This is a genomic window from Desulfomonilia bacterium, from assembly GCA_036567785.1.
In the GTDB taxonomy this organism is placed as follows: domain Bacteria; phylum Desulfobacterota; class Desulfomonilia; order UBA1062; family UBA1062; genus DATCTV01.
Genome location: DATCTV010000062.1, coordinates 253,590 through 279,813, shown reverse-complemented (window position 1 = coordinate 279,813; position 26,224 = coordinate 253,590). Strand labels below are relative to the sequence as shown.

Annotated in this window: 29 protein-coding genes; 12 read left to right on the top strand and 17 right to left on the bottom strand. The window is 47.0% G+C overall.

The window, feature by feature from the left end; genetic code table 11:
• Window positions 1-78: 78 nt before the first annotated feature.
• Together VIS94_17155 and VIS94_17150 are read left to right on the top strand one after the other, a co-directional pair.
• Complete coding sequence (locus VIS94_17155; protein ID HEY9162808.1) at window positions 79-1,869, top strand: CocE/NonD family hydrolase; 1,791 nt, start codon at window positions 79-81, stop codon at window positions 1,867-1,869.
• Between the two features lie 172 nt (window positions 1,870-2,041).
• On the top strand, window positions 2,042-2,722 hold the full coding sequence (locus VIS94_17150) for a hypothetical protein (GenBank protein ID HEY9162807.1): 681 nt from the start codon (window positions 2,042-2,044) through the stop codon (window positions 2,720-2,722).
• Between the two features lie 20 nt (window positions 2,723-2,742).
• Here VIS94_17150 and VIS94_17145 read toward each other — a convergent pair whose 3' ends face one another.
• From VIS94_17145 to VIS94_17115, 7 genes are all read right to left on the bottom strand, one after another.
• Window positions 2,743-3,189, bottom strand: coding sequence for a GNAT family N-acetyltransferase (locus VIS94_17145; protein HEY9162806.1), 447 nt, complete (start codon window positions 3,187-3,189; stop codon window positions 2,743-2,745).
• Window positions 3,190-3,204: 15 nt separating this feature from the next.
• Entirely contained in the window at window positions 3,205-3,534 is a 330-nt protein-coding gene (locus VIS94_17140; GenBank protein ID HEY9162805.1) for a TfoX/Sxy family protein, read from the bottom strand.
• Between the two features lie 22 nt (window positions 3,535-3,556).
• Window positions 3,557-4,189, bottom strand: a complete 633-nt coding sequence (locus VIS94_17135; GenBank protein HEY9162804.1) for a hypothetical protein — start codon at window positions 4,187-4,189, stop codon at window positions 3,557-3,559.
• Window positions 4,190-4,241: 52 nt separating this feature from the next.
• Entirely contained in the window at window positions 4,242-4,793 is a 552-nt protein-coding gene (locus VIS94_17130; protein HEY9162803.1) for a nitroreductase family protein, read from the bottom strand.
• A gap of 15 nt (window positions 4,794-4,808) precedes the next feature.
• Entirely contained in the window at window positions 4,809-5,570 is a 762-nt protein-coding gene (locus VIS94_17125) for an enoyl-CoA hydratase/isomerase family protein (GenBank protein ID HEY9162802.1), read from the bottom strand.
• A 29-nt stretch (window positions 5,571-5,599) separates the two neighbouring features.
• Complete coding sequence (gene metF / locus VIS94_17120) at window positions 5,600-6,481, bottom strand: methylenetetrahydrofolate reductase [NAD(P)H] (protein HEY9162801.1); 882 nt, start codon at window positions 6,479-6,481, stop codon at window positions 5,600-5,602.
• 83 nt (window positions 6,482-6,564) lie between these two features.
• Window positions 6,565-6,864, bottom strand: a complete 300-nt coding sequence (locus tag VIS94_17115; GenBank protein HEY9162800.1) for a putative quinol monooxygenase — start codon at window positions 6,862-6,864, stop codon at window positions 6,565-6,567.
• A 125-nt stretch (window positions 6,865-6,989) separates the two neighbouring features.
• Between VIS94_17115 and VIS94_17110 the strand changes: the two genes are divergently transcribed.
• Window positions 6,990-7,550, top strand: a complete 561-nt coding sequence (locus tag VIS94_17110; protein ID HEY9162799.1) for a manganese efflux pump MntP family protein — start codon at window positions 6,990-6,992, stop codon at window positions 7,548-7,550.
• 40 nt (window positions 7,551-7,590) lie between these two features.
• Here the strand turns inward: VIS94_17110 and VIS94_17105 are convergent, their stop codons facing one another.
• Window positions 7,591-8,517, bottom strand: coding sequence for a stomatin-like protein (locus tag VIS94_17105; protein HEY9162798.1), 927 nt, complete (start codon window positions 8,515-8,517; stop codon window positions 7,591-7,593).
• A 14-nt stretch (window positions 8,518-8,531) separates the two neighbouring features.
• Window positions 8,532-8,987 carry an NfeD family protein gene (locus tag VIS94_17100; GenBank protein ID HEY9162797.1) on the bottom strand — a complete coding sequence of 152 codons (456 nt, stop codon included), beginning with the start codon at window positions 8,985-8,987 and terminating at the stop codon, window positions 8,532-8,534.
• A gap of 326 nt (window positions 8,988-9,313) precedes the next feature.
• Here VIS94_17100 and VIS94_17095 point away from each other — a divergent pair, with 326 nt between their 5' ends.
• The gene (locus tag VIS94_17095) at window positions 9,314-9,589 is read left to right on the top strand and encodes a hypothetical protein (GenBank protein ID HEY9162796.1); all 276 of its coding nucleotides are present in this window, start codon (window positions 9,314-9,316) and stop codon (window positions 9,587-9,589) included.
• Between the two features lie 60 nt (window positions 9,590-9,649).
• A complete protein-coding gene (locus tag VIS94_17090) occupies window positions 9,650-9,910 on the top strand; it encodes an AtpZ/AtpI family protein (protein ID HEY9162795.1) in 261 nt (86 codons plus the stop codon).
• Window positions 9,911-9,963: 53 nt separating this feature from the next.
• On the opposite strand, the gene VIS94_17085 is transcribed toward VIS94_17090, so the two are convergent.
• The 6 genes from VIS94_17085 to VIS94_17060 form a co-directional block, all read right to left on the bottom strand.
• Window positions 9,964-10,794: a prolipoprotein diacylglyceryl transferase gene (locus VIS94_17085; GenBank protein HEY9162794.1), complete on the bottom strand. Its 831-nt coding sequence runs from the start codon at window positions 10,792-10,794 to the stop codon at window positions 9,964-9,966.
• Between the two features lie 133 nt (window positions 10,795-10,927).
• Window positions 10,928-11,977 carry an Ig-like domain-containing protein gene (locus VIS94_17080; GenBank protein ID HEY9162793.1) on the bottom strand — a complete coding sequence of 350 codons (1,050 nt, stop codon included), beginning with the start codon at window positions 11,975-11,977 and terminating at the stop codon, window positions 10,928-10,930.
• Window positions 11,978-12,078: 101 nt separating this feature from the next.
• Entirely contained in the window at window positions 12,079-12,306 is a 228-nt protein-coding gene (locus tag VIS94_17075; GenBank protein HEY9162792.1) for a DUF3343 domain-containing protein, read from the bottom strand.
• Window positions 12,303-12,902 (bottom strand): sulfurtransferase-like selenium metabolism protein YedF, encoded by a 600-nt coding sequence (gene yedF / locus VIS94_17070; GenBank protein HEY9162791.1) that lies wholly within the window; start codon window positions 12,900-12,902, stop codon window positions 12,303-12,305. The genes VIS94_17075 and yedF overlap by 4 nt, the downstream gene beginning before the upstream one ends.
• Before the next feature lie 14 nt (window positions 12,903-12,916).
• Window positions 12,917-14,071 carry an aminotransferase class V-fold PLP-dependent enzyme gene (locus VIS94_17065; GenBank protein HEY9162790.1) on the bottom strand — a complete coding sequence of 385 codons (1,155 nt, stop codon included), beginning with the start codon at window positions 14,069-14,071 and terminating at the stop codon, window positions 12,917-12,919.
• A 256-nt stretch (window positions 14,072-14,327) separates the two neighbouring features.
• On the bottom strand, window positions 14,328-15,335 hold the full coding sequence (locus VIS94_17060) for an NAD-dependent epimerase/dehydratase family protein (GenBank protein ID HEY9162789.1): 1,008 nt from the start codon (window positions 15,333-15,335) through the stop codon (window positions 14,328-14,330).
• A gap of 114 nt (window positions 15,336-15,449) precedes the next feature.
• Here VIS94_17060 and VIS94_17055 point away from each other — a divergent pair, with 114 nt between their 5' ends.
• The 7 genes from VIS94_17055 to VIS94_17025 all read left to right on the top strand — a co-directional run bounded on the left by VIS94_17055 (window position 15,450) and on the right by VIS94_17025 (window position 23,919).
• Window positions 15,450-17,900: a formylglycine-generating enzyme family protein gene (locus tag VIS94_17055; GenBank protein HEY9162788.1), complete on the top strand. Its 2,451-nt coding sequence runs from the start codon at window positions 15,450-15,452 to the stop codon at window positions 17,898-17,900.
• 114 nt (window positions 17,901-18,014) lie between these two features.
• Entirely contained in the window at window positions 18,015-18,779 is a 765-nt protein-coding gene (locus tag VIS94_17050; protein ID HEY9162787.1) for a PIG-L deacetylase family protein, read from the top strand.
• Window positions 18,780-18,880: 101 nt separating this feature from the next.
• Window positions 18,881-20,278 carry a hypothetical protein gene (locus VIS94_17045; GenBank protein ID HEY9162786.1) on the top strand — a complete coding sequence of 466 codons (1,398 nt, stop codon included), beginning with the start codon at window positions 18,881-18,883 and terminating at the stop codon, window positions 20,276-20,278.
• Between the two features lie 9 nt (window positions 20,279-20,287).
• A complete protein-coding gene (locus tag VIS94_17040) occupies window positions 20,288-21,277 on the top strand; it encodes a PIG-L family deacetylase (protein ID HEY9162785.1) in 990 nt (329 codons plus the stop codon).
• A gap of 81 nt (window positions 21,278-21,358) precedes the next feature.
• Window positions 21,359-22,384 carry an SIS domain-containing protein gene (locus tag VIS94_17035; protein HEY9162784.1) on the top strand — a complete coding sequence of 342 codons (1,026 nt, stop codon included), beginning with the start codon at window positions 21,359-21,361 and terminating at the stop codon, window positions 22,382-22,384.
• A gap of 94 nt (window positions 22,385-22,478) precedes the next feature.
• The gene (locus VIS94_17030; protein HEY9162783.1) at window positions 22,479-23,255 is read left to right on the top strand and encodes a class I SAM-dependent methyltransferase; all 777 of its coding nucleotides are present in this window, start codon (window positions 22,479-22,481) and stop codon (window positions 23,253-23,255) included.
• A gap of 4 nt (window positions 23,256-23,259) precedes the next feature.
• A complete protein-coding gene (locus tag VIS94_17025) occupies window positions 23,260-23,919 on the top strand; it encodes an HAD family phosphatase (GenBank protein ID HEY9162782.1) in 660 nt (219 codons plus the stop codon).
• Window positions 23,920-23,932: 13 nt separating this feature from the next.
• Here VIS94_17025 and rarD read toward each other — a convergent pair whose 3' ends face one another.
• On the bottom strand, window positions 23,933-24,823 hold the full coding sequence (gene rarD, locus VIS94_17020; GenBank protein HEY9162781.1) for an EamA family transporter RarD: 891 nt from the start codon (window positions 24,821-24,823) through the stop codon (window positions 23,933-23,935).
• Window positions 24,824-24,968: 145 nt separating this feature from the next.
• On the bottom strand, window positions 24,969-26,198 hold the full coding sequence (locus tag VIS94_17015; GenBank protein ID HEY9162780.1) for a thiolase family protein: 1,230 nt from the start codon (window positions 26,196-26,198) through the stop codon (window positions 24,969-24,971).
• Window positions 26,199-26,224 lie beyond the last annotated feature (26 nt).

The following is a 26,224-nucleotide window of genomic DNA, read 5'->3' as shown; positions in this document are numbered from 1 at the left end:
GAGCTCAACAGCTTATCAGCTGATCATTGACATAAACGGGCAATGAGCCATAATGTTTTTAAAAATCAAAGGTGGTGAATGCCGATGAAGATAACCGGAAAAACTCTGAGTTTATTAACGATCACGGCCGTATTCATTGTCTCATGCCTCTTTATCGTGGGATGCAACAAAATGGACATCGTTGCATGGTACATGGGAATCCCCAAACCACAGTACAAGGTCAAGGTCGTCGAGGGCATAATGATTCCGATGAGAGACGGAGTGAAACTGGCGGCCGACCTCTACATGCCTGACAAGGTAGGCAAATATCCGATCGTACTCATAAGGACAATGTATGGCAGACAGAATAAAAGTCATGGATACGATACGATAGCCAGAATCTTCACATCCCAGGGTTATATCTTTCTGGTCCAGGATGTGAGGGGCCGCTTCGATTCAGAAGGTGAATTCTATCCCTATATATTCGAGGCTGCGGACGGATATGATACCGTTGAATGGGCGGGAACACAGCCTTGGAGCACCGGTAAGGTCGGTACAATAGGCGCATCATACTGGGGCTCGACTCAGTGGTTGCTTTCCCCCAATTCAAGTAAATATCTCAAGGCCATGGTTCCCATAAACACAAGCCAGGATGTTTATCCGCGCTGGATATACTACAGCATCTTCAGGATTACCGATGTGCTGGCATGGTTTTACGAGAACGCGCCCCGCAGGGGAAGGAGCATAGAGGGTATCGACTGGAACAAGGCAGTCTCCACTCTCCCGCTCATAAAGGCGGACGAATCACTCGGTGAGAACATCCCGGCCTATGACGACTGGATAAACCATCCGGTGCCGGGACCCTACTGGGACAGGATACGCGTGGATAACAGGGTGCAGCAGATTACGGTCCCGGCCATGATTATCGAAGGCTGGTACGACTATTATCTGGACCTCGCCCTTAATGACTTCAACCGCATGAGAAATGAAGGCGGAAGCGTCGAAGCAAAACAAAGCGTCCTCATGGTAGGCCCCTGGACCCATACCATGAAATCAAAGTTCTCTGACGCCGATTTCGGCAAGGATGCATCATTTATAAAACAGTACAAACTGGTGATCGACTGGTTCGACTACTGGCTCAAGGGAAAGGACAACGGCATCCTGACGAAAGGGCCGGTAAGGATATTCACCATGGGGGCCAACACATGGAAGACGGAAAATGAGTGGCCGCCCAAAAACGTAAGGTACGATGAGTATTTCCTTCACAGCGACGGCAATGCAAACGGCATAGAGGGCGTAGGGAGCCTCACGAAGACCATGCCCGGCAGTGAGAATCCTGACGGATACGAATACGATCCGGCCGACCCTGTACCATCTGTCGGCGGCACCTCTATTTACGGCAATCTCAAGGCAGGCCCCTATAACCAGAAAACGGTCGAATCGCGCAGGGATGTGCTGATTTACACGACAGCGCCGCTTGAGACGGACATGAATATCACCGGGCCCGTGAAGCTTATTTTCTATGCCTCCTCTACGGCGAAAGACACTGATTTTGCCGCAAAGCTGACCGACGTTTATCCGGACGGGAAGTCCGTCAACTTACAGGCCGCAGTAATCAGGGCGAAGTACCGTAACTCGTTCGAAAAACCAGCGCTTCTGGAAAACGGAAAGGTTTACAGGTTCGAGATGCTCATCGGATCGACGAGCATCCTCCTGAAGAAGGGGCACAAGATAAGACTACAGCTTACCTCGTCCAACTTCCCGGAATACGGAAGAAACCTGAACACCGGGGATGACAACGGCACTACATCCGCCATGGTAAAGGCCTCGCAGGTGATATATCATGACAGCGAACACCCGTCGAAACTCGTGTTGCCTGTAATCCCGTGACCGATTTTATCGCAACATTCATATAATGATGAGACCTGTCTTTAAAACCAAACGGTTCATAGGATAGGTCTTTATCTGCCTTTTTTTTTGCTGTTGCCATTGGTCCGGGATAGGGTTATTATTTCCACATCGGTAATTTTCCGGTCCGGTAATTCAAATAAGGAGGCATTTCATGGGTATTTTTAAAAAAGCATTATTCGTCGCCGTTTCTGGTCTCGGGGTAAATGTGGCGCTCACGGTTATAAACATACTTCAGGCAGGGAGCAAATATCCTGACGGCCGGACAATGAAGGACATCCTTGGTATAGACCCGCAAAAAGCCACTGCCGACGATATAGCCAGACTTTCCAGGGCCGACTGCATGCAGCTTTTCTATGCGGCCGATGTGCCCGACTTCGCTTCAATGAAGGGAGAGTTCACGGCTAAAGTCCTGCCCGGAGGCGTTCAGGGCAAGGCGAGCGAACTGTTCACCCATCACGTATTTCCGACAGGCGGCGTCACCCTTAAGACCCACTGGGAGGGAAAGGCCTTGCTGCCGGAAACTCCCACATCCGGATATGGCTATAATATCTTCTCGGACAGGTCTTCGGGAAGCCCGAAAGTGCTCAGACTCAGAAAATTCAGGACGCATGTGGGACCGACGACACTGGGCAAGGACGGCAGAAACTCCTTACATCTAGTCTATCACGACTTCAACACCGGAGCGGTAAAATCCATGCATGACGAAGCACGAAAGATAAACGACAACCTCTACATCTGCGGCGGCTATATGGCGCTGGGCGGAGGGGCCATAAACCCGGCGCCCTTCGTTCTGATCGGCCCGCCTTCGGAATGGGTGGGACTGGACAAGTAAGCCTCAGCCTGCAAGCGATTTCACAGGGAACAGGGAGGCAGCCTTCTCATATAAGGACCTCCCTCGAAACCGAAACGCCGGTAAAAAGAAGCGGCGCGAGAATTTGCCGGATGGACCCATATCTTTATGTCCGTGGTATTGTTTCTTTCGAAAAAACCTAGTGCCGATTCGACGAAGAGTCTACCGTAACCTTTGCACCTGAGCCTTTCATCAACGAAGAGAGACTCTATTTCCCCGGTGCCATCCTCTGAAATCGTTGAATAGCAATACCCTGATATTTCATCGTTCACGTAAAGCAGTTCGATGCTGGTCTTGAAGCCTGACTTGTCAAGAAGCTGTTTCCTGCGTTCGGGCCATACGGTCGTTCTGACAGGCTGGCCTGTTTCAGTATCAAAAACCTTGTGCATTTCATTGAGCAGAAACCACAATGGTTCAATAAGGTCGATCGAATCCTTTTCGATTTCCATGAACATAGGCAGCAATTATTTTTGAGGCATGGAGTTCACAAAACTGATGCAGGTCTTTACCCAGAATGAAAGGTCGCTGTCGTCCTCATATCCTTTGGGGCCTACAACGACAAAGCCTTTCATGGGTTTGCCTGTCATATCGAATTTTCTGGTATGGGCTTTTTCAAGATAAACTTCATAATCGGATGTCCCCAGCCTGGCTATGAAATCCTCGCCGATTATGCCGCAAAGCATGTTGCCGTTCAGCATGAACGCCATGCCACCGAACATCTTCTTTTCGGTAATGCCCCGATAATCAACAAGAATTTTCCTGATCCTCTGCGCCAATCCTTCATCGTGCGGCATAATCCTGTCCTTATGGTGAAAATTAGAATGTACAACTGATGCTGAAAGAGGGATTTAACTCTCCTGCTGTATCTTTATCGGAATAATCGTCGTTGAACTTGACGCGAAATAAATTGTATTCCAGATCCGCCCCGACGGCCAGGTTCTTGAAGACCCTGAAATCGATGCCGACAAGGCCCTGGATGCCAATATTAAACGATGTCGAATTGACCGATTCGTCGTAAGAGCGGCTGGAATACTCGATCTTTATTTTCCTGTAATACACGCCAGGCCCGGCACCCGCGTAGAAATCGATAATCTTCGAACTGTAGATGTACATGAACGTAACAGGGGCGTTCACCGAGTAAAGGTCGGCCTTATAGTTTTCCCAAAAACCGTTTTCATATTCCATGGACTTGTCGCAGGAATTGTGCGCATACCCCAGGGCTCCCCTGACCCCTAATGCGCCGAATTTCCTTGTGTAGGAGAGTTCATAATAAGCGCCGGGGTTAAGCTCGATGTTGTCTCCGACCGGATTGTATATCGTTATGGAAGGGTTCATATAACCGAGTTTGAACATGGCGGAATTATCAGCAGGCCGTCCACTGGCAGCATGGGCAAGCACAGGGAAACAGACTGTGCAGAACAGCATCATGACGGCAAAACGCTTTCTCAAGTCACCCTCAAATCAATTTCAAGTCATGAAAACAGCTGTTTTAAATATGATTTTAAAATTTTTCGCCGAACCTTTCCAGATGAGTCATGGCTGAAAGCTCTTTTCTACCCGGAGAATTGCGTAACGCCTCAGGCTTTCCGACCGGCAGCACGGCGACAACCTCATACCCGTCTGGAAGGGCAATTATCTTTTTACAGGCGTCATGGTCCATAAGCCCTACGACAACCGTTCCGAGTCCTATCTCATGGGCCTTGAGGCACAGGTTCTGCACGGCCATGCCGAGGTCGAACATGAACCATTCCTTGTGCTTGGTCAGGTCTTTTCCGCCATAACCACCGGATACGCCGGTTTTCGCGCAGGCGACGATCAGAACCGATGCGTTCAGCGCCCCTTTTGTGGCCGGATTTTTCTCTGAGAATGTTCCAACGACCTGCTGAATCCGCTCTTTATCCCTGATGATCACGAACTCCCAGACCTGTGTATTGGCCCATGACTGCGAGAGCCGGGCTGCTTCCAGCACCTGCTTCAATTCATCGTCAGTAACCACATAATCCGTATACTTTCTTACGCTTCTTCTTTCTGCTATTGCCTTATCGAGTTCCATATTTATCCTCCTTTTTTATCCCATCATCTTCATTACGAATTCCAGGGCCGATCGCACCTGCGGGTCAAAGAAGCAGTTGAGACTCTGCTGCCAGTCTTTCTTGTCAAGCCTTGCCTGTATAGCATCGGCTACAGGCTTCTTGAGCCCTTCCTTGAGTTTGATGAAAGCCCTGCCCGGATTGTCGATGAATTTTGAGACAAGTTCCTTCGCCCTTGCTATAAGCTGGTCATCCGGGACAAGTTCGTCGACGGCGCCGATTGCCTTGGCCTGCTCCGGCGTAAGCATTTCGCCGAAGTACATTACATCGCGGAAATTCTTGTCACTGTTAAGGCCGAATCTCACGACACCGGTCTGTACTATCGACAGCGGCAGTCCTATCTTGATCTCGCTCATTCCGAACTTTATCCTGGGGTTATCGGCCATCACACGATAGTCGCAGGCCATTGAAAATATCATCCCTGCTGCGACGGCATGGCCGTTTATAGCTGCGATGACCGGCTTTCTGCACCTGAAAAGGTCGAGAAGAATGGGCTCTTCGATATCGAAAAACGCGATAACCTCATCGAGATTTTTTAGCGACAGGAACATGGGCAGGTCGAAACCTGAAGACATCACCTTGCCTGTGCCTGTAAGGACAATCCCCTTTATCGCATCGTCCGTGTCGGCCTTTTTCACTATTTCGCCAAGAGCCTTTACCGTATCAAGCGTTATCGTATTCCCCTTGCCGTTTTCGAATGCAGCTATGATGATGCCGTCTTCAATCCTGGTATTTATCATGATCCCCTCCGAAATTATTTTTCTCAGTCTTAAAAACTTGTTGAACAGCTTACCCCGAGCTGTTCATATATCTTGAGTGTGGCACGCGCTGCATTCAGCGTGTAGAAATGCACACCCCTGACACCGTTGTCTATCAGGTCCCTGACCTGCTCGGTCGCCCAGTGGATGCCCACCTTCTCGGCAAACCGGTCGTTCTCGGCGCGGAGAACCGCCTTCTGGAGCCTGGCCGGAATTCTAGCACCATCGGTCTTTTCGGATATCTTTACCATGCTGTTTCTGTTCAAAACAGGCATTATTCCTGCTATTACCGGCACCTTAATCCCAACCAGCTCACAGCGCTCCCTGAAATCATAGAAGTCCCGGTTATCGAAAAAGAGCTGCGTGATTATGTAGTCGGCGCCTGCGTCGACCTTGGCCTTAAGATAATCCATCTCAAGGAGCCTGTTCGGAGTTGCGGGATGGCCTTCCGGATAACCGGCAACCCCTATGCACATGCCAGGATAGTTCTTCTTTATATATGTGACAAGTTCAGAGGCATACCTGAATCCGTCCACAGGCGTATCCCATATCTGACCTGCGGGTGCATCACCCTTAAGGGCCAGTATATTCTCGACCCCGGCCTCCTGATATCTGTCCAGTATCTTTTTTATCTCATCCCTTCCCGCATTTACACAGGTCAGATGTGAAACTACGGTAAGACCTATTTCGTTTTTGATCCTTATGACAAGGTCGTGTGTGTTTTCACGGGTGGAACCGCCCGCACCGTAGGTTACGCTCACCCATGAAGGCTTCAGGTCCTTCAATTCAGATATCGAGTTAAAGAGCTTTTCCCATCCCGGTTCCGTCTTTGGCGGAAAGAACTCAAAGCTGAATGTGATTTTGGACTGGTTCAGAATATCAATTACTTTCACTGTTACCTCTTGAATTTTTTACCATATACATTTCATCAAGTCACTTAATATAAACCCGGATGACACTGATATGCATCTTCAATCTAAATGTTATCTGGGAATACTTTAGTATATTTTATGCTGTAGCGCGTTTCTTCCATTATTCCGTCAACAATGCCGCGCCATTTGAGATAATGTGCACTTTCCTTGTGTCTGGCCGAGACGCTCATATCCTCATATATCTCGCAGAAAACAAACTTCGACGGATCGTCATCCTGCTGCATTATGTCGAACCTCAAAAATCCGGGTTCATTGAGGCTGTTCTTCGCATTCTCAATGGACGCCTCCCTGAATATCTCTTCAGAACCTTTTTTTACGTGTATGAAAACCAGTACGACTATCATTATGGCCTCCTTCAACCCGTTTTCTTCACGGAGTGTATCAAGCAGTTGCATTATTATCAAGAATTGAGAAAGTAATAACATAAGCGTCCTTGCTTCATTACGTCAAATCGTTTTAAAAGGATTTCATGAGCATCATTACCATTATAATTCTTGCCCTCGGACTTTCCATGGATGCCTTTGCAGTTTCAGTAACAAGCGGGCTTACCATGAAGGTTCTGAAAATCAGATATGCTCTCAGGATAGCCCTCTTCTTCGGATTGTTTCAGGCCTTGATGCCTGTGCTTGGCTATCTTGCAGGGTTGAGCATCAGAAAATACATAGAGGGCTTCGACCACTGGATAGCATTCGGGCTTCTTTCGGTAATAGGAGTGAAAATGATTTATGAATCGTTCTCGCTCAATAAAGATGAACGGGCCATGAACCCGAACGACATCCTGCTCCTGCTGACACTGGCCATAGCTACAAGCATTGACGCACTGGCCGTGGGTCTGAGCATATCCCTGCTCAATGTCGATATATTCAAACCCGCTCTTATTATCGGATCAGTTACATTCGCAATCAGCCTGGGCGGCGTGTTGCTCGGTAAGGCTGCAGGCCATCTTTTCGAGAACAAGATCGAAATTCTGGGCGGGCTTATTCTCATAGGGATAGGCATCAAAATACTTATAAGCCATCTGAGTACTTGAAATGCGGACTGCCGGAAGGCAGGCAGCCCGCAGCTTGAACTTATTTCTGCTGGATATCCGGTTTTATCACCGTCATTGCCGTTGCAATGAGCCCGGCCATGTCTGAAAGGTTCGCCGGAATAATCATCGAATTGTTGGTTTTGGCGAGATTCCCGAATGCGTTCACGAACTGTTCGGCTACGCGGAGATTGACCGCCTGCAGCCCGTTTGATTCTCCTATGGATCTGGCTATTTCCCTTATCCCTGTGGCTGTAGCCTCTGCTACAAGCCTTATTTCCGCAGCCCTTCCCTCGGCCTCGTTTATGCGCTTCTGCTTTTCGCCCTCAGACTTGAGGATAAATTCTCTCTTATCGCCTTCAGCCACATTGATTTTTGCCTGCATTGCACCTTCGGACTCGGCTATGACCGCCCTCTTCTCGCGTTCGGCCCTCATCTGTTTTTCCATGGCATCCTTGATGCTCTGCGGAGGCTGGATATTCTTGATCTCATAGCGTATTACCTTTACGCCCCAGGGCTCTGATGCCTTGTCCAGTGCGTCCACCACGGCGGCGTTTATCTTTTCACGTTCTTCAAATGTCTTGTCCAGTTCTATCTGGCCGATCTGGGAGCGCATTGTCGTCTGTGCCAGCTGAATGGCGGCAAACAGAAGGTTTGCTATCCCGTAGCTTGCCTTTTCTGCGGATACTATCTGCAGGTAAAGCACACCATCGACTTCGATTGCAATGTTGTCCCTGGTTATACATGATTGCGGCGGCACATCTATTGCCGCTTCTTTCAGAGAATGCTTGTATGAGACCTTGTCGATAAACGGGATGAGAACATGAAGACCTGCATCCCATGTTGCAAAATATTTGCCCAGCCTTTCAACCACATATGCGGTCTTTTGCGGGACAATTCTTATACCCCAGCCGAGTATGATGACGACAAGAACAATGATTATTGAAAGTATGACGGTTAAGACTGACATATTGCCTCCCTTATCTATTTTTTTAACGGTTTAACCTTGAGTGTAATATTATCCCTGCCTGTTATCTCCACATTATCACCCTCGGGAATTGCTATATCCGAAACAGCCGGCCATGAGCTGCCCCTGAATTCGACCTTGCCGGCTATGCCTGGTTTGATCTCCTGAATGACAACGGCATTTTTACCCACATAACCCTCCAGGTATTCATCCGAAGTGCCCGGCGTCCTGTTTCTTCCTACAAACACACTGCTGAATTTCTTTCTTAGCAGGAGAAGCAAAGCCAAGGAAAAAACAAGGAAGGCAAAAAGCTGAAAAGAAAGAGCAAGAGGAATTATCAATATCAGGATAGCTGTCAGCATGGCTCCCAGTCCGAAAAAAAAGAGGACCAGTCCTGGAAGCACCATCTCAACAAGGCAAAGAATCGCCCCCACGATGAACCATATGAGCACCGGATTTTTAAGAATTTCCATGTATTCCCTCCAATTCATTCTATCAGATTCTTTCTGAAATGAATAATACCCCAACTATTTCTCTTCTTCAAATCAAAGTACAGATGTTGTTTTATTTTCATGCCGGACTCCATGCTGTAATTAAACGTTTCATTTAATCATTAAATATTTTTTTAAAAGAATTGATCAGCAACATTACCAGTTTTGGCATCGTCAATTCATCCTTCAGTAGCATTTATCACTGCAATATCAGTTAGTTACAAACTTTATTTACTCTTTATCATAAACTGGCACGGTTCTTCCTATAGAATTGAATATTGAAACGAAAATTCAGGGAGGGTTAAAAAATGAAACGGACATTGCAGACATTGATCGTATCGGTATTCGTAATATTAATAACGGCGTCCTTCGCCTTCGCGGCAAACGCAGTTTCCGGCAGCGGCAATTTTCCTTACTTCAATCTCGGATGCCTCATCATGGGCGGACTGACCATCGTATCTTTGAAGTACAGGTATCAGAAGATGTATTTGAGCGAGGCTATCGGATCATTTGCACTTTATGCAGTTCTGGTAGCGCTTTTCACGGCGCCGGTTATCGAATCCGTAAAAACCCTTGTAAGCTGATTAGGCCGTATCGGGACGGGATCCAAATCCCGCCCCGGACAAACAGTAAAGGAGAAGGCTATGAAAAAGATGTTCAAAGATGACAAAGCCAGAAAAGAAATGAACGATGTCCTGAGAATCAGTGCATGGGGTTTCATAATAGTCATCTCCTCTTTCGTGTTCATGTATGTGGGACGATGGATCGATGTAAGTTTCAACACAGAACCCGCTTTTATGCTCGGCATGCTTGTTCTCGGCATCTCTCTCGGAATATTCAGGATGTACAGGGATGGTGTGGATAAGGCCCGGAATAACGCTTACAAACAGAATAAAACAGCATGACAAGACTCCGGCAGGAATATCGACTGGAGTCTTGATAAATAATATTTTCAGGATTAACCGGATTTTCTTTTTTTCCGTTTTTTTCCGTTCTTATCAACAGGTTTTTCTTTAACTGTCACAGGTTCAGGCAGGGCTTTTCCGGCCATAAGGTAGATGCCTGCGGCTACTATAAAGAATGATATCCACTGTGCCTGAGACATGCTGAACCCGACGTTCGGATTAATGCGGACAATCTCGACTGCAAACCTCATTATACCATGAATGATAAGGAAAACACCGAAAAGGGCTGCAGGTTTTTTGAGCCTGTCCCTCAAAAACATCAGGATAATAAACGTGATCAGGGCCCCGAATGCCTCTATTATGGGAGTATTAAGTACTACATCGGCCGTTGGAACAGACCCTTTCGGAAACGACATGCATAAAGGGGCAGGCCAGTTTATACCCAGACGGCTGCATGGCTCTCCGTAACACCCGTCACCTGAAAGGAAACATCCTATCCTGCCGAAACCGTATCCTATGGCGATCGCCGGAGCGGATGCATCCATGAGAGCAGTCAATGATATCTTTTTTCTGTAGCCTGCATAAAGAATGAATGCAGAGGCGAAGATCAGCCCCCCATACCATGAACTGCCCATGTTTCTTACGGCCGATATGAGATTAGTTCCGGAAAGGCTGTCCGGATGATCCAGGAGGTGAAAAAGCCTTGCACCGATAAAGGCCCCGATCAGGCCCAACAGTATCTCGGTAGAAGCGAATTCTCCCGGAATTCCCCTCTTCTTGAACTCGTATTCAAGAAGAAAATAGGCGCATATGAACCCGAGTGCAAGCATGCATCCATATGATGTTACAGGTATTGATCCGATTTTAAAGAATACAGGTATCATTTGAAATGATTCTGGCCTTTTAAAGATTAAAAGTCAATGTCAGTGGAGAATATGGTAATGAAATCCATGCTTGAACCACTTCAAAATGAAGGAGGATCTTTAAGCAGATCCCCCTTTGTTTGAATACTTTCCTTTAATCTCCCCAAGTGTTTATTACGATATCGTCAAGGTAAATATTGTCAATGATAAATAGATCGTCATACACAAAGTTGATTGTGGAAACCAGGGCATTCACCGCCCATGTACGCTGAACCCATACATTGGGATCTTTCGGGTCCAGTATGTGGTACTTGCCGTCAATTCCATGTGGGTCGCGTGGTGCTGGAGTTCCGTTCAGCATGAGAGTTCCGTCAACATAGAGCCTGCTGTGGACAGCCGAGGAGGCCGATCCTTTCCTGTACATCCAGGCGCTTATTGAATAGACATATGTCGGTTTCGGGAACGGGAAGCTCAGGACAAGTTTGTTGTCATTATCATGGCCCATTTTAGCATCCGGTTTGAAAGAAAGGAAACCGCCGTGCACATAGTCACTCGGGAATGAATATTCCACATTATCTACAACAGTTATGGCCCAAGGCGCTGATATGCACGATTCGAAGCTGCCGTCGAATGTGTCGAGAGTGACCTTGCTTGCCTTACTGAAAAGTTCACCATCGGACACTACGAGACTGAACATATAACGGCCTTCCTTATCGGGTATGAATGTCGGACTGACGGCAGTGTCACTTGAAAGTGCGGCCGTGCTGCCTGATGGTTTCATTATTACAGTCCAGGCATAGGTCAAATCCGAACCATCGGGGTCATAACTTGCAGCACCATCAAGGATCGCCTTGCCGCCGAACACTACGATGCTGCTGTTGATTGCAGCTGCGGCTACAGGCGGACTGTTTACTGTCATATTCCAAGTCTGGGTATCCGTGCCAAAAACATGTTTGGCTTTGACTGTCAGCGTATGGTCCCCGGCTTCAGCCGTATAGATATAGGACCATTCGGTATCGGGCAGATCTACACCATCAAGAGTCCAGGTATAGACTGCGTTTGATGGAAATACCTTCATGCTGAAAGTCGTTATGTCGCCCAATGTCATGGCAAGATCATTTGTTTCAGGCGTTTTTGATATAATGCACCCGCTCAGAAAAGAAGCTACCAGTATAACGGACAAAAAATAAAGAGATCGTTTCATGTGATGCCTCCTCAATTGATTAATGTAATTAAACACAAAAACTGATTTTTTATAGCATATACTGCAAGAATTAGTCAACATACTGAAATCTTTTTATTAAATCAAAGATCGCCTCTGCCTGTTATTTCCACTTTAGCATCAAGCAGCTTTCTGATTTTCTCCTCATCCCCGAGTTCAATCCTCAGGCATACACCGCAGTCTGAGCTTATATGTCTGGGTACAGGAATAAGCTTATGTGATATGCCCTCTTCTTTTAGAATTTTTTCCGCCATCATCGCATGGCTGACCGAATTGAAAAGTAAAGCGACATATTCCCTGACATGATTCATGGCCTGATCAGTCTGGCTGCATTTGACATGACGGAAAGAATCTCGAACATGTTTGTAATCCTTCCCGCACCGGTGCTGCCGGAGAGGTTAAAGAAATTCAGACATGTTCCGCACAGAAGTATCTCCACCCCGGCATCGGCCAGGTTTTTCAGGTCGTCCAGAACCTCGGAATCCACCGCCGCCAGTTTTACACCGGTATTGTAAAAAAGCATTCTGGAAGGAAGTTCATCCGCCTGTACAAGGGTATGAATGAATGCCTTCATAAGAACCTTTCCGAGATCATCATTCCCGCTTCCCATTGTTTCAGAAGAGATAACAGCAACGAGTTCACCAGTTGAAGCGTTGCACGAAACAGGAACATCAGCTATTGCAGCCGTGTCGATATCGCCCCTTTTCAAATGTATATGAAATTCACCATCCCCTAAATTCTCCATTTCCACTGAACATCCGAGCTTTGCTCCAAGCCTTCTTACGTTTTCCATTGCAGCTTTATTATCTACGATGACAACGATATTTTCATTCTCTTCAAGCGCTTTTTTTGCAAGGATAACAGGCTGCGGGCAGTTCAAACCACGTGCATCAACTGTTCTCTTCATATATCAATCTCCTTTCATAATCTTCGGCTTATTTCATATAGCGCCTTCAGGCCGTACTCTATCTCTTCTTCTGTATTGAAATATCCGAAACTGAACCTCAAGGTGCCCGCCGGGAATGTCCCTATTGTTCTATGAGCCTGAGGCGCACAGTGAAGGCCGGGTCTGCACATGATTCTATATTTCTCGTCAAGGATAAGGGAAGCTTCCGACGGGCTTATGCCTTCAAGGTTGAAGGAAACAACTGCAACCCTGTCCGAAATCGACTGCGGCCCGTAAATAATTGCACCTCTTATCTTTTTCAGCCCTTCAATAAAATTCTGCAAAAGCGACCTCTCTTTGTCCCTGATTAAACCTACTCCTGTTTTTTCTACAAACCGGATTCCGGCTCCGAGGCCTGCAATACCGATTGTATTCGGCGTTCCCGATTCATATTTATCAGGCATGAAATCAGGCTGATGCTCATATTCGGATCGGCTGCCGGTACCCCCGGACATTATTGGCTCAATCATCCCCTCCAGTCCCTTCCTGATATAAAGACCACCGGTGCCCTGCGGTCCGAACATGGATTTATGTCCAGTAAAAGCAAGCATATCGATTCCCATGCCTTTAACATCAATCGGGACAGCACCCGCTGTCTGTGCAGCATCCACACAGAATATTATGCCGTGTTCCTTCGCAATTAAGCCGACCTCGGCGACAGGCATGACATTACCTGTAACATTCGACGCATGCATCAGGTATATCGCCCTGGTATCGGGCTTTATTGCGCGTTTTATATGATCCGGATCGAGCATGCCTGATTCGGAACAGCTGATAATATCAAGCCTGACACCCGATAATTCCAATGACCTTAAAGGCCTCATTACCGAGTTGTGCTCCATGCTCGAAGTTATACAGCTGTCTCCCGGTTTCAGAAGTCCAGTTATCGCGATATTGAGCGCCTCTGTTCCGTTTTTAGTAAATACAATACCCAGAGGGTCTTCAGCCCCCAGGATACAGGCTGCTCTCTCCCTTGCCTCAAATATGAGCCTTCCCGAATCAACGGACCTTCTATGAGCGGACCTGCCCGGGCTGGCCCCTATTCCGGCGTTAAAATCCGTCATAGCCTGCACCATGGATTCCGGCTTTGGCCATGAAGTCGCTGCGTTGTCGAAATAAATCGTCTCCACCTGTCTGATTACCCCGGAATTTTCATAAGCGTCTGTACCCTTGTTTTTATCTTATTTATCGCGATGACCAACAGAATCATCATCAGTGATGGTCCCACTACCCATACATTTAACCAGTATGTTAATTTATTAATGATTGACTTTCATAATCAAATAACTTGAATCAATAATTCGCTTTAAGTTATTCAGATTTTTCATAATATCATTGATAGATATCATGCGATATATCGTTTCAAACAAAGGGTATGCCTTGAACCTATTTCTGCTTCAACTCTGACAGATCAAGGGTTTTCAGCCATCTCATCGTTTCCCCAAAGCCAAGCTGGAATGATACTACGGGTTTCCAGTCAAGCTCCTTCCTGGCTTTGTCGATTGAGAATACCATCCTTGAGTGAAGATTTTTCACTGTGTATGTAGTGAGCAGCGGACGCGATTCTATCCGGAAGAGTCTCCATACGACTTCCATCACAAATGCAGCTATGTAGGCAGCAGCATAAGGTATATATGTATTTACTTCAACTGCGTTAACGGCTTTTGCAATCCCTGAACAGAATTGCTCGAGGGTAACCGATATGCCGTCATGCACAAGATAGCCGTTGCCTACCGCCCTGTCGTCCTCGGATATGATCATCAGCAGATCCATTAGATTGTCAATGTAAGTGGGCCAGACAATCGCACCCCTCTGCCAGAATATCATTTCTTTTTTTATGATGGCGTCTGCAAGCAGAGGAACGAATGTCTTGTCCCCGGGACCATATACCCATAACGGGTAAACCATACTGACAGGCAGGCCGTGTTCCCTGTGATATTTCCAAGCGATTTTTTCCGCCATGATTTTTGAATCCGGATATGGCTCCTTCCAGAAACGCAGCGGCAGGGTTTCATCTATTGTAATGTCTTCACGAAGGCCGAACACATCGCTCGTACTTATGTCTATGAACCTTTTAACACCCGCTTTCAGTGATGCCTTGCAGATGTTTTCCATACCGCCCACGGTCACATCCAAGAACAGCTTTTTCGGAGCCCAGTCCGTTGCAACTGCTGCACAGTGGAAAACGACATCCCTTCCTTCGCAGGCTTTTTCCAGAGACTTGTATTTCCTCACATCTCCATAGAAGACTTCGACGCCTTTTTTCTCAAGCACCAATCCTTCGGTGTCCCCCTGCATGACAAGAGCGGCAACGGCATCACCTCTTTCAAGGCAGGTTGTTACAATATGACTGCCTATGAATCCTGTTGCACCGGTCACCAGAACCTTTCTCATTAAAAACCTCCCGAACTTAATAATTAAAGTTTCTTGCTCTTGATGATTTATGTTTTATATTATATGTAATTAAGGTTTAACAATGATAATTAATTCAATGTGAGGTGTGGGGATATGAGACATTCATTAATAAACAGGAAAATTTTCATCTTTTTACTTCTGGCTGTTTCGATTGTTTTTTCAGGCTGCAAAGAGAAGACTATCCCGGCAGGCAAATTTGTCATGGGCAGTCCGGCAAACGAACTCGGCCACAGGGCAAACGAGGCACAGCACGAGGTAACCCTGACGTATGATATTGAAGCCGCTTCGACAGAGGTCACCTGGAGTGACTTCAAAAGCCTTATGGGATTTGATCCAAGCTATTTCCCAAAGTCCCTGCCTAATCCAGGAAAGCCTGTGGAAAACGTCAGCTGGTATGATGCCCTTGCGTATGCAAATGCAAAGTCCATAAAAAAGGGGCTTAAACCCACGTACATATTGAGCAACGTCGTATGCGAAGACGGCACTGCTGTTACCGACTGCATGGAATGCAGAACCCACGGTGGTATTAAATCCGCTGATGTCAGCCTTAACGGTATTGCCAGCGTATATCAGGCTGAAGGATACAGGCTGCCGACAGAAGCCGAATGGGAATATGCGGCACGTGCAGGAACAACCTCCCCTGTTTATAATGGTGAAATATCCGTTCCCGGATGTGAAGGCGATCCCACGCTCAATAAAATTGCGTGGTATTGCGCCAACAGTTCCAATATGACCCATAATGTCGGCCTCAAATCACCAAATAAATGGGGCCTTTATGACATGAGCGGAAATGTGGAGGAATGGTGCTGGGACAATTACGGGGACTATGCAGGCGATATTCTCAATCCTACAGGCCCCGATACAGGGCATTTCAAGGTTGTTCGCGGCGGCAGCATCCGTTTCGACGGATCCACCAGACTGCGCTCTGCATACCGCGAAGGGTTTACACCCGATTACAGATGCCGTTTTATCGGATTCCGTCTTGTAAAAACAAAGAATCCTTCAGCGAGCGCTGAAATCAATGTTGTTTTGAACCCGATCGCGCCTCCCTCTTATGAATTGACAGCAAATATACCGGATTATCCGGATACACTTCCATTCTCCTTTACCAGGGCGGATAAAGGCACTCCTCTTTCTGATAACGAAATCGCTGCATTTACAAAGAAGATCACAGGACTGTGGAAAGACACCCACTACTTTGAATGGATGTATCTTACAAGCAACGGAATGGACGAATCCAATCCTTACGGCATGCCATGGTATAAGGCCCACCTCCAGGATTTCTCCGCCGAGAAGAACGGGGACACTGTCACATTCCATCATGGAGGAGGATCGGATAATCTCTGGATACGTTCCGGAAAAATGCTCAATAACGTAATTGCAGGATACCTGGCAAGCGGTGATCCTTTAATGGGAAAGATTGCTGAAAGCTATTGCAGGGGAATCGAAGCATTCTTCAAGGGCGAAGAATACAGCGACAATGACCCGGAGAGAACTATCATGCCACGCTGCATATTCACCCAGAATCACGAATATACGGTTCTAGGAAGAAAGGTAAAGGTGGACTATAACCCTGTCAAGGCTGGCGGCGAAAAGTACGACTGGAACGCCCATACGATACCGAACGACATCAACCCTTATTATGGAAGCATCTGGATAAGGAACATGCGAAGCAAGGACGATGTTCCGCATATATACAGAATGGTTCCGATGATAATGAGGCTGGCGAAAGAGGCCCCCGATGCAAACATAAGAGACGCTGCAACAAGGGCGGTGGCTTATCTGCAGGCTTTTGCAAAGGATATAGTCGATTCAGGCTACTATATAAGGGCCAAGGATAAGGAAGGTAACACCCAGATAATGTTTGAAGAGGAAACCCCCTGGCTGGTCAAAGACCTCATGAGCTTCGTGAATTTTGAAATACTGGTGCCGAATGCGGAATGCAACGCCAAAATTACATCCGCCATCCTGGGCTATCAAAGTCCGCTTTGCAACGACTGCGGGAAAGGCACCATAAACCTCTATGATATGGTTGCCGGACAGATTCACTATTACAACATGGCGATAGTAGTATATTTCCATCAGGCGGCAATCTCCAACGCGCTTATGAACAACGAAGACGATATGGCCCTTAAGCTACTCACGGGAATGTCCGAGAGGATGGATGCAATGATGGCAGGAAAGGGCAAACCAACAAGCGAACCATGTCCGGACTGGGAGCCAGATCTCGCAACCCACCTTCTGGTTGCCGCATCAAACGGGCTTCCGCTCAAGTCCTCCGAGGCAAGGCTTATTGCTACAGAGTACAGCAAGGCTGCGGATTATTATATAACATGGCCCAACTGGAACCTCTGGTCACCGACGGTTCCGAACGGCTTTGTATCCTACATTCCGGGCAACAGCCCTACAACTGATACTCGTGTTGTGGGAGCAGACGAACTGGCGTTCCTTATGGAGTACTGCTATTCCCCGTTCAGAAACCCAACCGGGGCGAAGCTCTGTGATTGCAGCATAGTACTCGACCCCTCGCGCTGGGGAGAATAAATAAAAAACCCCCTTCCTGAACGGAAGGGGGTTTTTTATTATCAGACTGTTGACATTTCAGATTTGAAGTTGATTATCAGATAAAAAATCGGAATATAATTTCAGGAGCACGGAATGGATATAAAAGACATTCTCCCGATAACGGATATGCGTAAGGCAAAAAAAATTCTCTGCATTCAGCCGCATCCCGACGATATGGACATAAGCGCTGGAGCCACTCTTTCAATGCTTTCAGACCTGGGTATTGAGATAAACTATCTGACAGTGACCGACGATTCGGCAGGATTCAAGGATGCAGGCGCCGACGACCTCGTAAGGAGACAGGACCAGCGCAAGGAAGAGCAGATGGCCGCCGGTAAAATTATTGGCGTAAAAGGCTATTACTGGCTTAATTACACCGACGCCGGAGACTGGTCGCAGCATGATGCGAGAAACCAGATCATCAAACATATCCGCATGCTGAGACCTGATTTCATTTTCACTGTTGATCCCTGGCTTATGTATGAGGCACATATGGATCATATCAAGACAGGGCATGCAGCAAGCGAGGCGCTGCTGCTTTACAATTTCCCGTTTATTCTTACCGAGCCTGATATTGACAGAAATTTTGAACCCTATGACATCGAAGGAATCGCCTTTTCTTTCACCGCAAGGCCGAATGTCATAATTGATGCAGGCAATTTCAGGGAGCGGAAATTCAAGGCTATTGCCGAGCACAAAAGCCAGTTCACTGAAGAATCGCTGGGCATGCTGAAAATGTATGACGAGATGAGATGCAGAAGCCTGGCGCAAGGCAGGGATTTCGAGTTCGGCGAAGGATTCAAGGTTCTGCATGCACAGTATATGCTTCACTGCTTCCCTGAGGCGATTGATTATTAATGACAGTGAGGAATTAAGAGCGATTTTAAAGAAATCTTGCAGGACTTTTATTCACAAACATGAATTCTGACCTCAAGAAAAATGTGTGAGATATGCCCTTTTTGAAAGCAGGAATTGACAGAATAATCATAACACCACCCCGCGGTATTTATCTAATCGGATATTCCGGAAGAAAGGGCGGTGCTGAAGACGTACATACCGATCTTACTGCAACCACTCTTATCCTCGATGACGGAAACGAGAAGCTTATCCTGATCTCACTCGATCTTCTGGCGCTTAACTGGGAGACTGTCGATACCATCAAGGCTGGCATAACAGCAAGACTCGGCATCGCAGCAAAAAACATCAGACTGTTCTGCTCACATACGCATTCAGGGCCGATTGCATGGCCGCCTTATAAACCATCCCTTAAAAACAGAGCGAAATACTACCTTTACAGACTCATGCTTTCGACTGAAGAGCCCATCTCGACAAAAGGCATAATGTCAAACTACCTTTACTGCGACTGGCTGGGAAAAAGCCTGATTGCATCCGCTGCACGCGCATCATCAAACCTTGTCAATGTTGAAATAAGTCATGACCGGACTCATTGCGGCATCGGCATCAACAGAAGGGAGAGGCTTTCAGACGGCACAACCGTCATAGGCTGGAACCGGGACGGTTTAGTTGACAGGGATGTTGATATCATACGGATTTCAAGCGGCGCCGAACCTGTCGTAACTATTGTCAATTACGCCTGTCATGCCTGTGTGCTTGGCGAAGAAAGCAATGTAATCTCCGCCGACTGGCCGGGGGCAATGAGGGCAAAGGTTGAAAAGCAACTGGGCGGCTTCTGCATGTTCATCCAGGGTGCATGCGCCAACATAAATCCCGATGTTGAGTGGTCGGACGACAACAGACCCGATGTAGAGCGGCTTGGCGGTATAGTTGCTGAAGCCGTTATTGAAGCTGAAGGAAGGCTGACTAAGATAAACCCTCTACCCTTGTCGGCCGCCACCGGTGAGGTTAGTGCCTATGTGGATGTCCCGGCAGGCATGGAAAGTTTTAGTGTTAAAAGGATTTACAGACCCATGCTTAAGAAAGGTGCTGCCATGCTTATGGAAGGGGCGGTGATACCTGAATTTATGATAGATCCGTTTCTTGATGTCCGCTACCCTTGGAAGACGATATTGAAACATGACGACAAAGGCTATTCCACTCCAATAAGAACCGGAGTGCTTAGGATTGGAGATATCGCTATAGCATCGGTAGCAATGGAGACATTTACTGAAACCGGCATTCAGATGAAAGCTGCCTCATCAGCGCCGATAACCCTTTTCACCGGATACACGGACGGCATGACCGGTTATCTTCCAACTGTCGAAGAAATCCCTTTCGGCGGATACGAGGTCGATGTTGTGCCATACATTTATAAGCTTCCGGGCAGATTCAGGCTTGATACTGAAAAAAATATAAGGCAACAGGTTCTAATGCTTATATCAGATATATTTAAGAACTAAGGAGATATTATGGATTTCAAGAAAGTCCCATCCATGGAATCACTTCTGGACAAATCAAAAAAGCATCTGTTCATGTTTTCACATCATGATGACGAAATCGTAAGCGCAGGAATAATTCAGAGACTGCAGCCGGGGGCGGCGCTTATGTGGCTCACAAATTCCGATGGCCTTTATTTCAAAGAGAATGTAACTCCTGAAGAGTACGGGAAAAAGCGCGTAGCTGAGGGTTGGAATGTGGCGCACGAGTTGGGGTTTAAAGATGACGACGTCACGAACGGCCTCTATTCGGAAGTTGACAATTACAGACTCTTCGTGAATTCGATAAAGAGCGAGGCTCAATTCGAAGAAGGCATTTCCTTCTGGAGAAAACAGGGCCGCGACATTTACGCCAAGATTAAAAAACACGACCCTGACATAATCTGGACGTATGCTTTCCAGGGCGGCATGCCTGAGCATGACCTTACCCATGTACTGACAGCCGCTTGCATTGACAGCTACGAGAGGGAGTTCGGAAAGAAAATCCAGATGGTGGAGATACCTGCCTACGAGCTTACAGTGCTTATCTCCTTCCGCTTCAATCCATGGTACAAAGGCACCAAGTATTTTATTGACATGACGCGTGACGAGCTTTTAAAGAAGCTTGCCGCAGCCTTTCATTATCCTTCACAGGTTGAACTGATTGAAAAATTCAGAAAGGTCATTGATAATCTTGGCAAGGTATCAGGTCTCATCGGAAGACCGTTTGATTTTGAATCATACTGCGGCAGGGAATATTTCGCACCAGTCTGCGAACCGCGCGACTATTCAAGACCGCCCTACCGTATCGACTTTTTCAATTACATGTTCGACGACTATCTGGGTGAGCCTGTCAAATTCATCGGCATGATGGACAGGATTTTTCATGAACTCTCGAAACCCGTGTTTCACCTTGAGCAGGGAAAAACCGTTGATAATGAAGCAGCTTCCGTGCATTCAAAAGGCTGTTCATGCTGCGGATAGCTGGAAGCCTTGACAATGAGGCTATAATAAAACTAAACCGATGACTGATTACAAGATACAAGTAAAAGGACAGTTAAAGGCATGAACCTCAAGGATTCCGGATACACGAAATTTTCTCTAGTCAGGGAAATGATGGAAGCGCCATCCATCATCAGAAGATTCGACCCCAAGATTTCAAGACCTGTCGCTTATTCCGTGATTCACAAACACAGGCTTCTGTTTACTGGCGAGGGCTCGTCGCGCATATTCCCGGCGAAAAACGCCATCTACCAGGCAAACAGAAGGGGCCTTGCCTTCAACATGATCACCGACGGCGGCAGACAGTCCATGGAGTACAGTCTCAAAGACCATGTGATCCTGGCGGCCAGCAATTCCGGAAAGACAAAGGAAGTTGTGTCGCTTCTGAGAAAGCTCAATTCCGAGGGGTGCGACAACATCTACGGGATTACCGCACATGACAAAACGCCAATAATGGAATTGTCAAAGAAGGGATTCCTGCTTGAATGCGGTGAAGAAAATGCAGTTGCTGCAACAAAATCGATCATCGAACAGGCGCTTTTTATGCTCTCAATTGTGGAGAATCTCTCTCCTACAGGCATGAACGAAGCCCTGCCATCACTTGCAGATGCATTCGAGCAGGTGCTGACAATGAAGATCGATCCCAGCATTATAAAGATGCTCTCAGACGCCCCGCAGATTTATTTTGCAGGCCGCAACAACGGAGTAGCCGAAGAGCTTACGCTCAAGACAAATGAAATCACCCGCAAAAAGGCTGATTTTCTCGAAGGTACCTATGCAGTCCACGGAATAGAAGAGGTCATGGACCCTCGAGAGGTTCTGGTGCTTATCGAACCTTTCGCCGAGGAAATCCAGAAGTTCAGCGACGTTCTGGTAAAGGGCGTGGGCATGAAGATAATCGCTATCGACCACAAGGAGACACCCTTCCCCACTATTATTATACCCGGTCTGGACCCGTACGACGAATTCCTTCAGATTGCATCAGGCTGGAACCTGCTCGTCGAGACCGGCATAGCCGAAGGCATCAACCTGGACAAGCCTCTCAGGGCCAGGAAGGTGGGGAATATTGATGAGGGTTCCGTCAAATAGGAAGGCCATCTGTGGAAATAGTAATTATACGGTTGATTATAATCAAATGGTTGTCTTCGAGCTTATGACTGAGCTAGTCCTAATGGAATCTTGAATGGACCTGTATAAAGATACCGCATTTATCTATGATTATGACAATCGTTCAATAGCAAAGGACGATATCCCCTTTTATAAAAAAATCATACCTCCCGGTTCATCCGTTCTCGAACTTGCAGCCGGGACTGGCAGAGTTGCAATCGAACTAGCAGAACATGGCTGCCTGATGACATGCCTCGACCTGTCGGATGAGATGCTTGCAGTCTTCATTGAGAAGATAAGAGGGCTGCCTAAAAAATTATTCGGCAGAATCGAAATAGTAAAAGGGGACATGCGTGTCTTTGATCTTGGAAGAACGTTCAACTGGATTATCATACCCTTCAGGTCTTTTCAGTGGCTCATCACAGAATCTGACCGCATAACCTGCCTTGAGAGCATAAAACAACACATGGATTCCACATCAACAACAGTGATTACTTTATTCAACCCTTTAACTGATTTAATCGAACACTGGGGAATATACAAGGATATCGAAGGACTCAATATAGATCTGCCGGATGGCAAGAGTCTCAGGAGATTCGAGAGTCAAGGCCGCCATGACAAGGTAAACCAAGTCATCGAATGCAATAATATCTATAGAATATACAAAAATAATGAATTGATAAGCGAACACAAACATAACTTCGACTTATTCTATATGTATCCTGATCAAGTCAGAGGTCTTCTTCAATCAAACGGACTAAAGATCGAATCGGTTTACGGATACTACGATTTTCAGCCTATCAAGGATGACATAAAGCTCGAGCAGATCTATATTCTGAAAAAGGCTGAATAGAGCAATGATCAAGGCAATCATATTTGATTTTGACGGGACAATCATGGACACCGAAAGCACGGCGTTCAACATATGGCGTGAGATCTATTTCACACACGGACACGAGCTGACTATCGATAAATGGGCGGAATGTATTGGAGTGCCTGTTAGCGGCTTTGATCCATATGAAGACCTGAGGGAGCTTACCGGCCTTCCTATCGACCGCATGGAAATGGCACTTGCGTACGCGACAAGAGAATCGGAATTGAATAAAGGACTGCCTTTGCTTCCCGGTATTGAAAAGACAATCCTGACTGCAAAAAGCATAGGCCTGAAGCTCGGAATTGCATCCAGTGCGAATCATAGCTGGATAGAAGAACACCTTGGCAGGAAAAGACTTCTCGACAGATTTGACGCGATCGTATGCAGAGAGGATACGGCTAGGCACAAACCTTTTCCGGACCCTTATCTCAAGATAATCGAGGTGCTGGGCTGCAAACCAAGCGAAGCAATCGCCATAGAAGATTCTCCGAACGGTATAAAAGCCGCAAAAGCTGCCGGCCTTTTTACTGTTGCTGTTCCGAATCAGGTGACCCGCTCTCTTGTAGGCGATGAGGCTGATATAAAACTTAAATCACTTACCGATATAACTCTCGAAGACCTGCTGGCAACGGCGCCCCATTGAACGTATTAAACTGTTATTCAATATCCGTAACAAAAGGCTGCGCCTGATGATGAATCCAGCTTTCAATGCCGAATATAATGAGGGCAAACCATATTATCCCGAAACCTGTCAGTTTGGAAAGATTGAAAGGCTCTTTATATATAACCACCCCTACGAGAAACTGAAGAGTTGGCGCGATATACTGAAGGATGCCTATTGTCGTAAGAGCTATCTTCTTCACCGCCGAGGCAAACAAGAGCAGAGGCACAACCGTGATGACACCTGCGCCCATAAGCAGCAGGATTGTGCTGACTCCCGAATGAAAAACTACTCCTCTGCCGTTCAATTCCATAAGGAAAATGTAGATCAAGGCCGGCATTAGAAGAATTCCAGTCTCGAGCGAAAGTCCGTCGAGCGAATTGAGTTCCCCTTTCTTCTTTACCATTCCGTAGAATCCGAACGAGAAGGCAAGTACCAGGGCAATCCAAGGTATCTTGCCATAGACGAATGTTAGAAACGCCACACCCGTGCCTGCGATGAGTATGGGAACCCATTGCCATATGCGAAGCCTTTCCCTGAGAAAGAACACCCCGAGGAGAACGCTTATGAGTGGATTAATAAAGTACCCAAGGCTCGCCTCGACTATAAAACCAGCACCCACGGCCCATACATAGGTAAACCAGTTTATTCCTATAAGAATTGCGGCCATAAAATATATCTTGAGGACTCCCGCATTTCTTATTGATTTTCCAAATGTGGAAATTCGCGACATTGTCAGGATCACAATGAGCAGGCTCACAAAAGACCATACAATCCTGTGGCTCAAAAGCTGCGGCGCAGGGACATTATTGAGTTGTTTTATATATACCGGAATAAATCCCCATATTATATATGCCGTAACTGCATAGATGATGCCCCTGTTCATCCTTTATCCTGTAGCAAACAAGCCCGCTTAAAACAAAGGAATAAAATCGATTTGAGCTCCCTTTTCCGGCAATAATTGAGAAATCATACTGAAATAAATAAGGCCGCCATATGGCGGCCTTATTTATTGTTTATTTTAGATCAATCTAGCAGAGTTCAAATATCGCGGCTGCACCCATTCCGCCACCGATGCACATCGACTCGATTCCATACTTCTTTCCGAGTCTCTGCATATTTGTGACAAGGGTGGCAGCCAGTTTTGCGCCCGTGCAGCCCAGCGGGTGGCCAAGGGCTATTGCGCCGCCGTTTACGTTGATTATCCTCTTGTCGCTTTCGTGTGACCACAGCTCTTCGTCGCCGATTCCAAGTTCGCGCGCACAATAGAGTGCCTGGGATGCGAATGCCTCGTTGATCTCGAATATGCCGTCTTTTTTCATATCATCAATCGTCATTCCTGCAATTTTAAGAACTTTGGGGATGGCATATCTCGGACCTACGCCCATCTCGTCAGCCCTGCAACCGGCAACGGCATATGCCTTAATCTTTGCGATCGGCTTAACGCCGAGCCTTTTGACTGCTTCACCGCTCATTACAAGCGTTGCCGCTGCGCCGTCTGTCGTCTGTGATGAATTGCCCGCTGTTACTGAACCACAGTTCTTCACCCAAGGATTTGCATTGGAGAATGCAGGCTTCAGCTTTGCAAGACCTTCCATGGTCGTATCGGCACGAACACCGTCATCGAACGTCTGCATAGTGACTGTCTTAACCCATTCACCGCCCTTTTCAACATACTTGACTGCCGGTGTCGGAACTATTTCAGTGAAGAGTCCCTTTTCCTGTGCGGCAGCGGCCTTCTTGTTCGATGATACAGCAAAAGCATCCTGCATTTCTCTTGTTATGTCATATCTCTGGGCTACGTTTTCAGCCGTCATGCCCATCGATATATATACATTCGGGTTTTCCCTGGCCCATTCGGGATGCGGCCTGGGCAGATTTCCACCCATGGGAACTATTGACATGGATTCGAGTCCGGCGCCGATTGCAACTTCGCACCATCCCGAAAGAATACGTGAAGTCTGAAGGGCAATGGCCTCCAAGCCCGATGAACAGAACCTGTTAACGACAGCACCGCAGGTGTCATCCGGGAATCCGCACATCTGTGCAATGATCCTTCCTATATTAAGACCCTGCTCGGCTTCCGGAAATGCGCAACCGACAAGTATATCTTCAACTTCCTTTTTGTCGACGCCAGCCCTTTCCATGAGGCCGTTTAGTGCGGTCTTAAGAAGATCTTCCGGTCTGGTCTGATTGAAAGCGCCGCGAGCCCTTCTACAACCGGGTGTCCTTACTGCCTGAACTATATAAGCTTCTCTCATTGTTAATCCTCCTGTCCTACAATTTC